Origin of the sequence: Nonomuraea sp. NPDC050663 (assembly GCF_044456985.1) — a bacterium.
In the GTDB taxonomy this organism is placed as follows: Bacteria; Actinomycetota; Actinomycetes; order Streptosporangiales; family Streptosporangiaceae; genus Nonomuraea.
In genome coordinates, this window is sequence record NZ_JBITGL010000010.1 from 183267 (window position 1) to 198679 (window position 15413).

The following is a 15413-nucleotide window of genomic DNA, read 5'->3' on the forward strand; positions in this document are numbered from 1 at the left end:
TGATGCAAATTCTTAGAAGCCTCCGGCCAGGCGGTAGTAGGCCTGGTTCCAGCGCAGCTCCTTGGCGAACTGGCGCGGCGTGGTGTCGCGGTCGATGACGACCAGCTCGACACCCAGCATGTCGGCCAGGTCGTTCAGCTCCTCGACGCCCACGGACCTGGACAGGACCGTGTGGTGCGGGCCGCCGGCGGTCAGCCACGACTCGGTGGAGACGGGCAGCGACGGGCGCGGCTTCCACACGGCGCGGGCGACGGGCAGGTTCGGCAGCGGCTTCAGCGGAGCGACCAGGTCGATCTCGTTGGCGACCAGGCGGAACCGGTCGCCCAGATCGGCCAGGCCGACCACCACGCCAGGACCCTGGGCGGCGTCGAAGACCAGACGGACCGGGTCCTCGCGGCCGCCGATGCCCAGCGGGTGGATCTCGCATGAGGGGGTGCCGGCGGCGATCGTCGGGCAGACCTCCAGCATGTGCGCGCCGAGGATCAGCTGCTCGCCGGGGACCAGGTGGTAGGTGTAGTCCTCCATGAAGCTGGTCGCCCCGCCCGGCGCCATCGCCTTGAGCGTGCGGACCAGCACGGAGGTCTTCCAGTCGCCCTCGCCGCCGAAGCCGTAGCCGTCGGCCATCAGCCGCTGCACGGCCAGGCCGGGCAGCTGGCGCAGCCCGCCGAGGTCCTCGAAGTTGGTGGTGAAGGCCTTGAAGCCGCCTGATTCCAGGAAGCCGCGCAGGCCGATCTCGATGCGGGCGGCGTAGCGCAGCGACTCGCGCCGGTCGCCGAGCAGCTCAGGAGCGACGCGGTACTGGTCGGCGTAGACCTTCACGAGGGCGTCGATCTCGCTGTCGAGGACACCGTCGACGGCTTCGACGAGGTCGTTGACGCCGTAGGTGTTGACCGAGACGCCGAAGCGCAGCTGCGCCTCGACCTTGTCGCCCTCGGTGACGGCCACGTCGCGCATGTTGTCGCCGAAGCGGGCGACCTTGAGCGAGCGCAGCTCGGCCAGGCCGGTCGCGGCGCGGGCCCAGGCGGCGATGCGGGTGTCGACCGCCGGATCGCTGACGTGTCCGGCGACGGTCTTGCGCGGCACCCCCAACCGCGTCTGAATGAACCCGAACTCACGATCACCGTGCGCGGCCTGATTGAGATTCATGAAATCCATGTCGATACTCGCCCACGGCAGCTCGACATTGGCCTGAGTATGCAGATGCAGCAACGGCTTGCGCAACGCATCCAACCCGGCGATCCACATCTTGGCCGGCGAGAAGGTGTGCATCCATGCGATCACCCCGGTACAGGCGTCGTCGGCGTTGGCCTCCAACATCACCCGCCGGATCGCCGCCGCATCAGTCAGCACCGGCTTCCACTCCACCGCCACCGGCAACGCCGCCGCGATCGCCTGCGACTGCTCGGCCACCTGCGCGAGCGTCTCCTCGCCATACAAGTGCTGGCTGCCGGTCAAAAACCAGATGCTCATCGCGCACTCCTTTGTCCATACACGTTCTGGTAGCGGTCATACAGCCGGTCGATGTCGGCCTGCGCGATCGGCAGCGGCTCACCCAACTGCCGGGAGATGTGCACGGTGCGGGCCACGTCCTCACACATGACAGCCGCCTTGACCGCCGCCCGCGCATCCCTGCCGATGGTGAACACGCCGTGGTTCTTCATCAGCACCGCCGGCGAGCGATGGCCCTCGAGCGTGGCCACGATGCCCTGCCCGATCGAGTCGTCCCCGATCAACGCGAACGGCCCGACAGGAATCGGCCCACCGAACTCATCGGCCATCGCCGTCAGCACACACGGAATCGGCTCATGCCGGGCCGCCCACGCACTGGCGTAGGTCGAATGCGTGTGCACCACCCCACCCACCTGCGGCATGTGCCGGTAGACGTAGGCGTGCGCCGCGGTGTCACTGGACGGGGCATGCTCGCCCTCCACCAGATTGCCCTCCAGGTCACACACCACCATCGCCTCAGGGGTCAGCTCGTCATACGACACCCCCGACGGTTTGATCACGAACAGGTCCTCGCCCGGGACCCGGCCCGACACATTGCCCGCCGTCCACGCCACCAGGTTGTTCCTGACCAGCTCGGCATGCAGGTCACAGACGATCTTCCTCATGCCCGGTTCCTCAACGCCCGCAGCGTGTGCAGCACCCGGCCGTCGGCGAAGGCGTCATGCAGCTCCCGGTAGACGGCATACAGCTCGTCGTAGGCATCAGCGCGTTCCGGATCCGGCTCATACGCCCTCTCGATCCGCTTGCCCATCACCTTCGACGCCGCCTGAACATCGGCATACGCGCCCGCCGCGACCGCCGCATGAATCGCCGAACCGAGCGCCGGACCCTGATCCGAACCGATCACCGACAACGGACGACGCAGCACATCAGCGTAGATCTGCATCAAAAACGCGTTCTTCAGCAGCCCGCCCGCCACGATGAACTCCTCCACCGGCACCCCGGCCGCCTCGAACGTCTCCACGATCACCCGAGCCCCGAACGCGGTCGCCTCGATCAACGCCCGATAGACGTCCTGCGGCTGGGTGGCCAGCGTCTGACCGACGACCACCCCCGACAGGTGGTGATCGACCAGCACCGACCGGTTGCCGTTGTGCCAATCCAACGCCACCAGCCCGTGCTCCCCCACCCGCTGCGCGGCGGCCAGCTCGGTCAACTCCTCATGGCTGCGGCCGACCTGCTCGACCCACCAGCCGAAGATGTCACCCACCCCGGACTGGCCCGCCTCATACCCCCACAACCCAGGCACGACCCCGTCGGCGACCACCCCGCACATGCCCGGCACCTGCGCCAGCCGATCGGAGGGCATCACGTGACAGGTGGAGGTGCCCATGATCGCCACCATCTGCCCCGGCCGCACCGCGTCCGCGGCCGCCGAGGTGACATGCGCATCCACGTTCCCGACCGCCACCGCGATCCCTTCCGGCAACCCGGTCCAGGCGGCGGCCTGCGCCGACAGCCGCCCGGCCAGGCCGCCCAGCGGCGCGATCGGCGCGGTGTTCAGCTTGCCGACGAACCCGGCGAAGCCTGGATGGAGCGCGGCCAGGAACTCCGGCGAGGGGTAGGCGCCGTCCTGGAAGATCTCCTTGTACCCGGCGGTGCACACATTGCGGGACTCCACCCCGGTCAGCTGCCACACGATCCAGTCGGCCGCCTCGATCCACCGCTCGGCCCTGCCGTACAGCTCAGGATCCTCCTCCAGCAGCTGCAAGCCCTTGGCGAACGCCCACTCCGCCGAGATCTTCCCGCCATAGCGCGCCAGCCACGCCTCCCCACGGGAGGCGGCCAGCACGTTGATCCGGTCGGCCTGCGCCTGAGCGGCGTGATGCTTCCACAACTTCGGCCACGCGTGCGGCCGGTCCGGCTCGGCGTAACACAACGGCTCACCCTCGGCGGTGGCCGGCAGGATCGTGCAGGCGGTGAAGTCGGTGCCGATCCCGATCACGGTGCCCGGATCGATCCCGGCCGCCCGCACCGCTTCGGGCACGGCGACTTTGAGCACCTCGATCCAGTCCCGCGGCGACTGCAACGCCCAGTCGGGAGGCAGACCCTCCTCGATCACTCCCTGGGAGTAGGGGTGCACCGCGCTGCCCAGTTCCGCGCCGTCCGAGACGCGCACCACGACGGCGCGGCCGGACAGCGTCCCGTAGTCGACTCCTACGACGTGCATCGGGGTCACCGTCCCGCGCCGGAGCGACGCTTGGTCCAGACGTCGAAGGCGACGGCCGCGAGCAGCACGGCGCCCTTGACGAGCATCACGCGCTCGCTCGGCGAACCGATCAGCGACATGCCGTTGTTGATGACCGCCATGATCAGGCCGCCGGTGATGGCGCCCACGACCTTGCCGACACCGCCCTGGACGGCCGCGCCGCCGATGAAGGCCGCGGCGATGGCGTCGAGCTCGAAGCTGTTGCCCGCGGTCGGGCCCGCCTGGTTGAGGCGGCCGGCGAAGATGATGCCGGCGATGGCCGACAGCACGCCCATGTTGACGAACAGCCAGAACACGACGCTCTTGACCTTGACGCCGGAGAGCACCGCGGCCTGCATGTTGCCGCCGATGGCGTAGATGCGGCGGCCGAAGACGGTACGGCCGGCCAGCACGGAGTAGCCGAGCACCAGGGCGGCCAGCAGCACCAGCACCCACGGCAGGTTCTTGAAGCGGGCCAGCTGCACGACGAGGAAGAGGATGAGCACCGCTCCGACGGCCAGCTTGCCGACGAACAGGGCGATCGGCTCGACCGCCTGGCCGTAGCCGAGGCGGCCCTTGCGCGCCTTCCACTGGGAGGCGGCCATGCCGGCGATCGCGAGCAGGCCGACGATGAGGCTGAACAGGTCGGCGCCGCCGAGCGGCCCGAGGCCGATGTTGCCCAGGTAGCCGTCGGTGAAGCCGTTGGCCAGGGTGCGGACCTCGTCGGGGAAGGGGCCGATGCCCTGGTTGCCCAGGACGGTCATGGTGAGCGCGCGGAACAGCAGCATGCCGGCGAGAGTCACGATGAAGGCCGGGATGCCGAAGTAGGCGACCCAGAAGCCCTGCCAGGCGCCGATGAGACCGCCGGCGATGAGGGTGACGCCCAGGGCGAGCGGCCAGGCCAGGCCCATGTTGACCATGAGCACCGCGGCCAGCGCGCCCGTCACGGCGACCACCGAGCCGACCGACAGGTCGATGTGCCCGGCGATGATGATCAGGATCATGCCGATCGCCAGGATCAGCACGTAGCTGTTCTGGACGATGATGTTGGAGATGTTCTGCGGCTGCAGCAGGGCGCCGTCGGTCAGCACCGAGAACAGCAGGACGATCAGCGCGAACGCGATGTAGATGCCGCTGGAGCGCAGGTTCAGCGAGAACTTGCGCTTGCCGGGGGCGGCGGCCTCCTGCTTGGCGGTGGCGGTCGTGGTGGTCATCGAGGGTTTCCCTTGGTCATGAGGTGCATGAGGCTCTCCTGGGTGGCCTCGCGGCCGGAGAGCTCACCTGTGATGCGCCCTTCGGCGAGGGTGTAGATGCGGTCGCACAGGCCCAGCAGCTCGGGGAGCTCCGAAGAGATCACCAGGACGGCCTTGCCCTGGTCGGCGAGCTGGTTGATGATCGTGTAGATCTCGTACTTGGCGCCGACGTCGATGCCGCGCGTGGGTTCGTCGAGGATGAGCACGTCAGGCTCGGTGAGGATCCACTTCGACAGCACCACCTTCTGCTGGTTGCCGCCGCTGAGCTTGCCCACCACGCTGGAGACTCCGGGGGCCTTGATGTTCATGCTCTTGCGGAAACCCTCGGCGACCCTGAACTCCTCCGCCTCGTCGACCCAGAGGCCCTTGAGCGAGGCGGCGCTGATGTTGGTCTTGATGTCCTCGATGAGGTTGAGCCCGTACCTCTTGCGGTCCTCGGTGGCATAGGCCAAGCCGTGCTCGATGGCCTCGCCGACGCTCTTGGGCTCGATGCGGACGCCGTCCTTGTAGATCGAGCCGGAGATGTTCACGCCGTAGGCGCGGCCGAAGACGCTCATGGCCAGTTCGGTACGGCCGGCGCCCATGAGGCCGGCCAGGCCCACGATCTCTCCCCTGCGCAGGGTGAGCGAGGCGCCGTCGACGACCTTGCGTTCCGGCTGGGCAGGGCTGTGGACGGTCCAGTCCTCGATCCGCAGCACCTCTTCGCCGATCGTCGGCTCGTGCGGCGGGAAGCGGTTGTCCAGCGCCCGGCCGACCATGCCCGCGATGATGCGGTCCTCGGTCAGCTCCTGCCGGTCCAGGGTCTCGATCGTCTGGCCGTCGCGGATGATCGTGACGTTGTCGGCGATCGAGATGACCTCGTTGAGCTTGTGGGAGATGATCACGCAGGTGATGCCCTCGTCACGCAGCCCGCGCAGCAGGTCGAGCAGGTGGGCGGAGTCGTCGTCGTTGAGCGCGGCGGTCGGCTCGTCGAGGATCAGCAGCTTGACGTTCTTCGACAGCGCCTTGGCGATCTCGACCAGCTGCTGCTTGCCCACGCCCAGGTCGCTGACCTGGCGGGTGGGGTTGTCGCGCAGGCCCACGCGCTTCATCAGCTCGCCGGCCTCGTAGTTGGTCCGGTTCCAGTCGATGAGGCCGCGCTTGGCCCGCTCGTTGCCGAGGAAGATGTTCTCGGCCACCGACAGCTGGGGGCTCAGCGCCAGCTCCTGGTGGATGATGACGATGCCGGCGTGCTCGCTGTCGCGGATGCCGCGGAACTCCCCCGGCTGCCCGTCGAACTCGATCGAGCCCTCGAAGTCGCCGTGCGGGTAGACGCCCGACAGCACCTTCATCAGCGTCGACTTGCCGGCGCCGTTCTCGCCGCAGATGGCGTGGATCTCGCCCCGCCGTACCGACAGGGTCACGTCACGCAGAGCCTTGACCCCGGGGAAGGTCTTGGTGATCCCGCTCATCCGCAGGATGTGATCGCTCATGTTCTCGCCCTCGCCAGTGAAGGCCCCGGAGGTTCGTGCACCTCCGGGGCCAAGACCCTTACTTGAGCTGGTCGGCGGTGTAGTAGCCACCACCGACGATGACGTCCTCGTAGTTGGTCTTGTCGACGACGACCGACTCCAGCAGGTAGGAGGGGACGACCTTGTTGCCGTTGTCGTAGTCGGTGGTGTTGTTCACCTCGGGCTTGCCGCCCTTGAGCACGGCGTCGGCCATCGTGACGGTGGCCTCGGCGAGCTTGCGGGTGTCCTTGAAGATCGTGGAGTACTGCTCACCGGCGACGATCGACTTGACCGAGGCGAGCTCGGCGTCCTGGCCGGTCACGACCGGGTACGGCTGGCCGCTGGTGCCGTAGCCGTTCGACTTCAGCGCCGAGAGGATGCCGATGGACAGGCCGTCGTACGGCGAGAGCACGCCGTCGACCTTGGCGCCGCCGCTGTAGGTCTTGGTGAGGATGTCCTCCATGCGCTTCTGCGCGGTGGCCGGGTCCCAGCGGAGGGTCGCGGCGGTCTTGAAGTCGGTCTGGCCGGAGGCGACCTTCAGGGTGCCGTCGTCGATCTTCGGCTGGAGCACCGACATGGCGCCGTTCCAGAAGAACGTGGCGTTGTTGTCGTCGGGCGAGCCGCCGAACAGCTCGACGTTGAACGGGCCCTTCTCGCCCTTGTCGACGCCCAGGCCCTGCAGCAGCGAGGTGGCCTGCTGCACACCGACCTTGAAGTTGTCGAAGGTGGCGTAGTAGTCGACGTTCGGGCTGTTGCGGATCAGGCGGTCGTAGGCGATGACCGGGATCTTCGCGTCGGCGGCCTGCTGCAGCTGCGAGGTGATCGCGGTGCCGTCGATCGAGGCGATGATCAGGAGCTTGGCGCCCTTGGTGATCTGGTTCTCGATCTGGTTGGCCTGCGTCGGGATGTCATTCTCGGCGTACTGGAGGTCGACCTTGTAGCCGAGCTTCTCCAGGGCGGCCTTGACGTTGTCGCCGTCGTGGATCCACCGCTCGGACGACTTGGTGGGCATGGTCACGCCGATCAGCGCGCCTGCCGCGGTGTCGCCGCCGGCAGCCTGCGAAGGCTGGGCGTCGACGGTCTTGGTGCTGGACCCGCAGGCTGCCAGGGTGGCGGCCAGCGTAAGGACGGACACGAGTCCGCCGATACGTCCTAGTCTCATTGGGTTGATCCTCTCGGCGACACACAAAACGGAAGAAAACTCCGTTTTGGGATTGTTTGCGCTAACACGGACAGAAGTCAACATATTTCCGAAACTTCGTTGAAATCTCGGGTAGATCTTCCGAGCTACAGCCCTGATGTGCTTCCCCGGATCACCAAGACCGGCGGCACGACGAGAGGCGGCAGCGTCTCGACGCCCTCGATCCTGCGCAGCAGCTGCTCGATGCTGCCCCGGCCCACCTCGGCGAAGTCCTGCCTGATGGTGGTGAGCGGGGGCGAGAAGTACTCCGACTCCGGGATGTCGTCGAAGCCGACGATGCTCACCCGGCCGGGCACGTCGACACCGAGTTCGGTGAAGGCTCTGAGCAGGCCAAGGGCCATCTGGTCGTTGGAGACGAACACGGCGCTCGCCCCCTCGGCGGCCAGGATCCGGCCGGCCCGATAACCGGCGGCCGGGCTCCAGTCGCCCTGCAGCGGTTCCGGGATGGGGCGGCCGGCCATGGACAACGCCGCGCGCCAGCCCTCCTCCCGGGCCTCGGCCTCGATCCAGCCGGCCGGGCCGCGCACGTGCCAGACGGTCTCGTGCCCCAGCTCCAGCAGGTGGCGGGTGGCGGCCCGGCCGCCCTCGAAGTGGTCGACGCGCACCAGCGGCACGCCGTCGGCTCCCCCGCCCTGGACGGCCACGATGGGCACGCCGCGGGGCAGGTCAGCCAGCACCCCGGACGCGGCGCGCTGCGGCGCGACCACCACGATCCCGTCCACGCCCTGGTCACCCAGGTAGGCCATGGCGTCGCGGACGTGCTCGCGGTCGATGGACTTGAGGCTGACGATGCTGACGAAGTAGCCCGCCTGCCTGGCGGCCTGCGAGATGCCGTAGACCGTGCTGGCGGGGCCGTACAAGGTGGTGTCGAAGCTGACCACGCCCAGCGTGCGCGTGCGGCGGGTGGCCAGCGCCCTCGCGGTGAGGTTGCGGCGGTACCCGAGCTTGTCGATCGCGGTCATCACCCTGGTGCGGGTCTCGCCCCGCACGTTCGGATGACCGTTGAGAACACGCGACACGGTCTGGTGGGAGACGCCCGCTTCCCTGGCCACGTCGGCCATCACCGGCGTTTTACCCATCCGAAACCTCCCCGATCTGGATGTCGAGGTATTGTTAGCGCTAACACATCCCGAAGTCAAATGTGATACCGCACACAGCAACGAGATTACCCGCAGACACGCTCGACGAGGTCCTGCCAGCCGTCGGCCATCCGCCTGATCAGCTCGGGTGTCTCGCGCTGCCGGGGGGCGTTGAGGAAGAGCAGCATGGGGGCCTCGAGGGCGGCGGTGAGCTGCACCGCGAGGGTGTCGAGATCGGCACCCCGCAGCCCGGCCCGCCCCGCGCCGTGGGCGGCGCAGCCGAGGAGCATGCGGATGTGCAGCTGCGAGGTGTTGCGGGCGCCGACCGGGATCGGCTCGTTGCCGTCGAGCGCGGCGCGCGCCAGCGCATGGTGTTCGTACAGGAAGCAGATCCTGGCGCGCCCGTAGGCGATCAGCCGCTCGACCGGCTCGGCGCCCGGCCCCAGCGGCGGCAGCCCTGACAGCACGCTCTGCTGGAAGGCCGTCTCGTCGTCGTCGAGCAGCGCGCGGAAGATGCCCGCGCGGGTGCCGAACCGGCGGAACACCGTGCCCTTGCCCAGGCACGCCCGCTCCGCGAGGCGGTCCATGGTGACCTTCTCGACGCCCAGCTCGGCCACCATCTCCCGGGCCGTGGCCAGCAGATGCCGGCGATTGCGCGCCGCGTCGGCCCGTTCGGGCTGGGGCTCACCGAGGGGAATGACCGCTTGATCCACCCGCCCAGACTACCGCCAGGAACAGAAACGGGGTAAAGTCCGTTTCGCTCAAGCGGGGTAAAGTCCGTTTACCAAGAGAACCATCGCCCAGAGGAGACCCTTCGATGACCCTGTTCCGCGTGGACGCCAGCATCCTTCCCGGCAGCTCGGCCAGCTCCGAGCTCGCCGACCTCGTGGAGGCGGAGTGGAGCGCAGCGCGTCCCGGCGACCCGGTCGTCCGCCGCCACCTCGGCACCCACCCGCTGCCCTCCGACGCGTGGGCGTCGGCCACGACCGCGGGATTCGTCCCCGAACCCGACCGCACCGCCGCCCAGCGCGAGGCCCTCGCCCTGGCCGCCGGACTCGCCTCCGAACTGGCCGAGGCCGACGCGGTGCTGCTGGCCGTACCTCTGTACAACTACGGGGTCGCGCAGAACTTCAAGTCCTGGATCGACCTGGTCATCACCGGCGCTGGCACCGGCGTCCCGGTGCTCAAGGGCAAGCCGACCGTCCTGGCCACCGTGCGCGGCGGAGGGTACGGCCCCGGCACGCCCAAGGAGGGCTGGGACCACTCCACGCCCTACCTGCGCCGCATCCTCGGCGACCTCTGGGAGGCCGACCTGACCGTGGTGGAGCGGGAGCTCACCCTGGTCGGCGTCAACCCGGCGCTCGACGGGCTGCGTGACGTGGCCGCCGGCGCGCACGCCGAAGCCCGCCGCGCCGCCCACGAGGCCGGGCGTTCCCTGGCCGCTCTCCCGCTGGCGGCCTGAGCCGCCGGCTTCAGCCCTTCCGCCGGCCCGGGCTGCCGCTTCCGCCCAGCGGAAGCCCTTGCGTGCTTCGTCCCGATCGGGGCCCCTAGCGTCGGAGACATGGCAGATGTCTACGTCGTCGACGCGGTCCGCACCCCCATCGGCAAGTACGGCGGGGCGCTGGCCGCGATCCGGCCCGACGACCTGGCCGCGCACGTCATCACCGGGCTCCTGCAGCGCTCCCCCGGCGCCGAGGTCGAGGACGTCGTCTTCGGCAACGCCAACGGCGCCGGCGAGGACAACCGCAACGTCGCCCGCATGGCCGCCCTGCTGGCCGGGCTGCCGGTGCCCGGCGCGACGGTCAACCGGCTGTGCGGCTCGGGCCTGGAAGCGGTCATCCAGGCCTACCGCGCGATCGCCCTGGGCGAGGCCGACACGGTGGTCGCGGGCGGGGTCGAATCGATGACCCGGGCTCCCTGGGTGCTGCCCAAACCGGACCGGGCCTTCCCCGCCGGACCCCAGGAGCTCGTCTCCACCACGCTCGGCTGGCGCCTGGTCAACCCCAGGATGGCCCCCGAGTGGACGGTGCCGCTCGGCGAAGGCGCCGAGCTGATCGCCGACAGGCACCTCATCTCCCGCGCCGACCAGGACGCCTACGCGCTGGCCAGCCACCACAAGGCCGCCAAGGCCGACTTCGGCGCGGAGATCGTGGCCGTCGACGGCGTCACCAGGGACGAGTCGATCAGGCCGGACACCTCGCTGGAGGCGCTCGCCAAGCTCAAGCCCGCCTTCCGCAAGCAGGGCGGCACGGTCACCGCGGGCAACTCCTCCCCTCTCAACGACGGCGCCGCGGCGCTGCTGCTCGCCTCCGAGGAGGGCGTGCGCAGGCTCGGCCGCGAGCCCCTCGCCCGCGTCCGCGCGAGCGCGGTCAGCCAGATCGAACCGCAGTACTTCGGCCTGGCCCCGGTCGAGGCCGTCAAGCGTGTCCTGGCCAGGGCCTCGCGCACCTTCTCCGACCTGTCCGTCGTCGAGCTCAACGAAGCCTTCGCCGCCCAGGTGCTCGGCTGCCTGGCCGAGCTGCCCGACCTGGATCCCTCCATCGTCAACCCGCGCGGCGGCGCCATCGCCCTCGGCCACCCCCTGGGCGCCTCCGGCGCCCGCGTGACCGGCGCGGTCGCCCACCAGCTGGCCGCCGCCGGATCCGGCACCGGCCTGGCGACGCTGTGCATCGGCGTCGGCCAGGGCCTGGCCATCGTCCTGGAAAGGTAAGGAAGCCCCCCATGACGCAGGAACGCATCTCCGCGCAGATCGCGGAGCTGCACGAGGCCTACCTGCGGGAGGGCCTCACCCGCCACCACTCCGCCCGCGACTTCGCCCCCTACCGCAGCAGCGCCCTCCGCCACCCCAAACAGCCCTTGGTGACGCTCGACGACCCCGAGGCGGCCGAGCTGACGGGGCCCGTCTTCGGCGTCAGCGACGTCACCGCCCTCGACAACGACCTGACCCGCCAGCACGTCGGCGAGCCCCTGGGCGAGCGGATCACCGTCACGGGGCGGGTGCTCGACCGCGCCGGGCGCCCGGTGCGCGGCCAGCTCGTCGAGGTCTGGCAGGCCAACGCCTCCGGCCGCTACGCGCACCAGCGCGACGACCACCCCGCCCCGCTCGACCCCAACTTCACCGGCCTGGGCCGCTGCCTGACCGGCGACGAGGGCCGCTACACCTTCACCACGATCAAGCCGGGCGCCTATCCGTGGCGCAACCACCGCAACGCCTGGCGGCCGGCGCACATCCACTTCTCGCTGTTCGGCACGGCCTTCGCCCAGCGGCTGGTCACCCAGATGTACTTCCCGAACGACCCGCTCTTCCCGTTCGACCCGATCTACAACGCGGTGCTCGACCCGAAGGCCCGCGAGCGGCTGATCGCCTCCTACGACCACGACCTGTCGGTGCCGGAGTGGTCGCTCGGCTACCGCTGGGACATCGTGCTCGACGGACCGTCCGCCAGCCTGTTCGAGCAGGAGGAGGACGAGTGAATCCGACCCCCTCGCAGACCGTCGGCCCCTTCTACGGCTACGCGCTGCCGTTCCAGGGCGGCGGCGACGTGGCGCTGGGCGGGATCGTGCTGCACGGTCACGTCTACGACGGCGCGGCGCAGCCCGTTCCCGACGCGCTGCTGGAGACCTGGCAGCCCTCGCCGGGCGGGCCGTTGCCCGGTTCGATGCGGCGCGACCCCGTCACCGGGGCGATCATCGGGCGGCACGGGGTCGACTTCACCGGCTGGGGGCGCGTCTCGACCGACGCCTCCGGCCGCTGGGTGCTGCGCACCGCGGCCACCGAGCTGCCGTACGTCTCGATCTGTGTCTTCGCCCGCGGGCTGGGGCATCACCTCTACACCAGGGCCTACCTGCGTGACGAGGTCGACGCCAGGGTTCCGCCTGAGCGGCGGGCGACGTTGCTGGCCGCCGAGGAGCGGCCGGGGGTGTACCGGTTCGACATCCGGCTGCAGGGCGAAAGGGAGACGGTGTTCCTTGAGTTCGGGTGAGCTGTTGTCGCACGCGCGGCCCGTCGGCGACGCGGTGGTGCTGCGGGCGATGCTCGACGCCGAGATCGCGCTGGTGCGGGCCTGGGCGGCGCTCGGGCTGGCGCCCGCCGAGGCGGTGCGGGCCGTGGAGAACGCCGCGCGGGAACTGTCCGTGCCCGATCTGGCCGAGCGGGCCAGGGCGAGCGGCAATCCGGTCATCCCGCTGGCCGCCGCCCTGAAGGCGGCGGCGGGCCCGTGGGCGCACCGGGGGGCGACGAGCCAGGACATCCTGGACAGCGCGCTGATGCTGGTGGCACACCGGGTCACCGGCGCGGTGCTGGACGACCTCGAGCGTACGGCGGGCGCGTTGCGGCGGCTGGCGGCGGCCCATCGCGACACCGTCATGGCGGGGCGCACGCTGACGCAGCACGCCGTGCCCACGACCTTCGGGCTGAAGGCGGCCGGGTGGCGTTCGCTCGTGCTGGACGCCCGTGACCGGCTGCGTGCCGTACGGCAGGCGTTGCCCGCCCAGCTCGGCGGGGCGGCCGGGACGCTGGCGGCCTTCGGCGCCCACGCGGAGCAGGCCGGGCGCGAGAGCGGCGGCACGGGTGGGGACAGCGGCGACGGCAGCGGCACGGGCGGCGGGGCGGGCGGCGGGGCGGGCGGCGGGGCGGGCGGCGGGGCGGGCGGCGACACGGGCGGCGGGGCAGGCGGCGGGGCAGGCGGCGACACGGGCGGTGGTTGCGTCGAAGGGCGGCTCGTCGAGGCGTTCGCGCGGGAGCTGGGGCTGGCGGCGCCCGCGCTGCCGTGGCACGTGTTGCGCGCCCCCGTCGCCGACCTGGCCTCGGCGCTGGCCTTCACGGCGGGCGCGCTGGGCAAGCAGGCCGCCGACGTGCTGGTGCTCTCCCGCACCGAGATCGGCGAGCTGGGCGAGGGCACGACCGGCGGCTCCTCGGCGATGCCCCACAAGACCAACCCGGTCCTGGCGACCTGGATCGTCTCCGCAGCCAGGCAGGTGCCGAACCTGGCGGCGACCCTCCACGCCTCGATGGCCGCCGAGGACGAACGGCCGGCGGGGGCCTGGCACGCCGAGTGGCAGACCCTGGCCCTGGCGCTCGGCCTGGTCGAGGGCGCCGCCGCCGACGCCGCCGAGCTGGCGGGAGGGTTGCGGGTGCACCCGGAGCGGATGCGGGAGAACCTGGAGCTGACCGGCGGCCTGATCGTCTCGGAGCGGGTCTCCGCGGTGCTGGGCCGTACGAGAACGGAAGAACTGATCACGCGCGGCGAGCCCTTCCCCGCGGAGCTGGCCGATCCCGGTGACTATCTCGGCGCGGCGCGAAGCCTGGTGGACCGGGCCCTGGAGAGATCGTGAACCTGCTCAACCATCGCCTCGACGGCCCGCCCGAGGCGGAACCGCTGATGCTGGGGCCGTCGATCGGCACCTCGCTGCGAGTCTGGGAGCCGCAGATCCGCGAGCTGGCCAGGCGGCACCGGGTGGCGCGCTTCGACCTGCCGGGGCACGGCGGCTCCGCTCCCGGCCAGGCCGGGGGCATGGCCGGGCTGGCCGGGCGGGTGCTGGAGCTGGCCGACGCGCTGGGCTGGGAGAGCTTCCACTACGCGGGCGTCTCCATCGGCGGCGCGATCGGCGCGCGGCTGGCGTTGGACCATCCCGGGCGGGTCAGGTCACTCGCGATGATCTGCTCCTCGGCGCGCTTCGGGGAGCCCGCGGCCTGGCACGAGCGCGCGGCGCTGGTGCGCGAGCGCGGCACGGCCGTGCTGCTGGAGGCTTCGCGTGCCCGCTGGTTCGCCGGTGCGCCGGTGCCGGATCTGCTCGACGACCTGGCGGGCGCCGATCCCGGCTCCTACGCCTCCTGCTGCGAGGCGCTGGCGGGCTACGACGTCCGGGAGGAGCTGGGCAGGATCGCCGCGCCGACGCTGGTGGTGGCGGGGCGGGACGACCCGGCCACTCCCCCGCCGCACGGCAGGGAGCTGGCCGACGGCATCGCGGCCGCGACGCTGGTGGAGGTGCGCGACGCCGCGCACCTGGCCAACATCGACAGGCCGGAGGTCGTGACCGGCGCGTTGCTGACGCATCTGGGGGCGCGGGCGGGGATGGCCGTGCGCCGTGCCGTCCTGGGCGAGGCGCACGTGGACCGGGCGGTCGCCGGCACCACCGCCTTCACCGCGGACTTCCAGGACCTGATCACCCGCTACGCGTGGGGCGAGATCTGGACGCGGCCCGGGCTCGACCGGCGTTCACGGAGCATGATCACGCTGACCGCGCTGGTCGCCGGAGGCCGGCTGGAGGAGCTGGCGATGCACGTGAAGGCCGCGCGGCGGAACGGGCTGTCCCCCGAGGAGATCGGCGAGGTGCTGCTGCAGTGCGCGATCTACTGCGGGGTGCCCGCCGCCAACGCGGCCTTCGCGGTGGCCCAGCGGGTGCTGGGCGAGCTGGAGGACTAGGAGCGGACGAGCCGGGCGATGGCCGCGGTGGCTTCCTTGACCTTCGCGTCGGCCTCGGGGCCGCCCTTGGCCGTCGCCTCGGCGACGCAGTGGGCCAGGTGCTCCTCCAGCAGCGCCAGGGCGAAGGACTGCAGGGCGCTGTTGGCGGCCGAGACCTGGGTGAGGATGTCGATACAGTATTTGTCCTCTTCGACCATCCGCTGCAGGCCGCGCACCTGTCCTTCGATCCGGCGCAGCCTGCGGTGGTGGTCCTGCTTGGCTTTCATAT

Annotated in this window: 15 protein-coding genes; 6 read left to right on the plus strand and 9 right to left on the minus strand. The window is 70.7% G+C overall.

Annotated elements, in window-relative coordinates:
* Positions 1-12: 12 nt before the first annotated feature.
* From araA to ACIBH1_RS29920, 8 genes are all read right to left on the minus strand, one after another.
* Entirely contained in the window at positions 13-1470 is a 1458-nt protein-coding gene (araA, locus tag ACIBH1_RS29885) for an L-arabinose isomerase (protein ID WP_397317288.1), read from the minus strand.
* Positions 1467-2114: an L-ribulose-5-phosphate 4-epimerase gene (locus ACIBH1_RS29890; RefSeq protein WP_397317289.1), complete on the minus strand. Its 648-nt coding sequence runs from the start codon at positions 2112-2114 to the stop codon at positions 1467-1469. The genes araA and ACIBH1_RS29890 overlap by 4 nt, the downstream gene beginning before the upstream one ends.
* Positions 2111-3679, minus strand: a complete 1569-nt coding sequence (gene araB, locus ACIBH1_RS29895) for a ribulokinase (protein ID WP_397317290.1) — start codon at positions 3677-3679, stop codon at positions 2111-2113. The genes ACIBH1_RS29890 and araB overlap by 4 nt, the downstream gene beginning before the upstream one ends.
* Before the next feature lie 5 nt (positions 3680-3684).
* The gene (mmsB, locus tag ACIBH1_RS29900; RefSeq protein ID WP_397317291.1) at positions 3685-4911 is read right to left on the minus strand and encodes a multiple monosaccharide ABC transporter permease; all 1227 of its coding nucleotides are present in this window, start codon (positions 4909-4911) and stop codon (positions 3685-3687) included.
* The gene (gene mmsA, locus ACIBH1_RS29905) at positions 4908-6422 is read right to left on the minus strand and encodes a multiple monosaccharide ABC transporter ATP-binding protein (protein ID WP_397317292.1); all 1515 of its coding nucleotides are present in this window, start codon (positions 6420-6422) and stop codon (positions 4908-4910) included. The genes mmsB and mmsA overlap by 4 nt, the downstream gene beginning before the upstream one ends.
* Before the next feature lie 58 nt (positions 6423-6480).
* Positions 6481-7602, minus strand: coding sequence for a multiple monosaccharide ABC transporter substrate-binding protein (gene chvE, locus ACIBH1_RS29910; RefSeq protein ID WP_181615285.1), 1122 nt, complete (start codon positions 7600-7602; stop codon positions 6481-6483).
* 125 nt (positions 7603-7727) lie between these two features.
* Positions 7728-8720, minus strand: a complete 993-nt coding sequence (locus tag ACIBH1_RS29915; RefSeq protein WP_397317293.1) for a LacI family DNA-binding transcriptional regulator — start codon at positions 8718-8720, stop codon at positions 7728-7730.
* 86 nt (positions 8721-8806) lie between these two features.
* Positions 8807-9433, minus strand: a complete 627-nt coding sequence (locus tag ACIBH1_RS29920) for a TetR/AcrR family transcriptional regulator (protein ID WP_397317294.1) — start codon at positions 9431-9433, stop codon at positions 8807-8809.
* A gap of 104 nt (positions 9434-9537) precedes the next feature.
* Between ACIBH1_RS29920 and ACIBH1_RS29925 the strand changes: the two genes are divergently transcribed.
* The 6 genes from ACIBH1_RS29925 (at position 9538) to pcaC (ending at position 15145) form a co-directional block, all read left to right on the plus strand.
* The gene (locus tag ACIBH1_RS29925) at positions 9538-10182 is read left to right on the plus strand and encodes an FMN-dependent NADH-azoreductase (RefSeq protein WP_397317295.1); all 645 of its coding nucleotides are present in this window, start codon (positions 9538-9540) and stop codon (positions 10180-10182) included.
* A gap of 99 nt (positions 10183-10281) precedes the next feature.
* The gene (locus ACIBH1_RS29930) at positions 10282-11430 is read left to right on the plus strand and encodes a thiolase family protein (protein ID WP_397317296.1); all 1149 of its coding nucleotides are present in this window, start codon (positions 10282-10284) and stop codon (positions 11428-11430) included.
* A gap of 11 nt (positions 11431-11441) precedes the next feature.
* The gene (gene pcaH / locus ACIBH1_RS29935) at positions 11442-12194 is read left to right on the plus strand and encodes a protocatechuate 3,4-dioxygenase subunit beta (RefSeq protein WP_397317297.1); all 753 of its coding nucleotides are present in this window, start codon (positions 11442-11444) and stop codon (positions 12192-12194) included.
* The gene (gene pcaG, locus ACIBH1_RS29940) at positions 12191-12703 is read left to right on the plus strand and encodes a protocatechuate 3,4-dioxygenase subunit alpha (protein ID WP_397317298.1); all 513 of its coding nucleotides are present in this window, start codon (positions 12191-12193) and stop codon (positions 12701-12703) included. The genes pcaH and pcaG overlap by 4 nt, the downstream gene beginning before the upstream one ends.
* A complete protein-coding gene (locus ACIBH1_RS29945) occupies positions 12690-14054 on the plus strand; it encodes a lyase family protein (protein WP_397317299.1) in 1365 nt (454 codons plus the stop codon). Before pcaG ends, ACIBH1_RS29945 begins: the two co-directional genes overlap by 14 nt.
* A 2-nt stretch (positions 14055-14056) precedes the next feature.
* Complete coding sequence (gene pcaC / locus ACIBH1_RS29950) at positions 14057-15145, plus strand: 4-carboxymuconolactone decarboxylase (protein WP_397317404.1); 1089 nt, start codon at positions 14057-14059, stop codon at positions 15143-15145.
* Here pcaC and ACIBH1_RS29955 read toward each other — a convergent pair.
* Entirely contained in the window at positions 15142-15411 is a 270-nt protein-coding gene (locus tag ACIBH1_RS29955) for a metal-sensitive transcriptional regulator (RefSeq protein WP_181615290.1), read from the minus strand. The two genes, pcaC and ACIBH1_RS29955, sit on opposite strands and share 4 nt — an antisense overlap.
* Between the last annotated feature and the right edge of the window lie 2 nt (positions 15412-15413).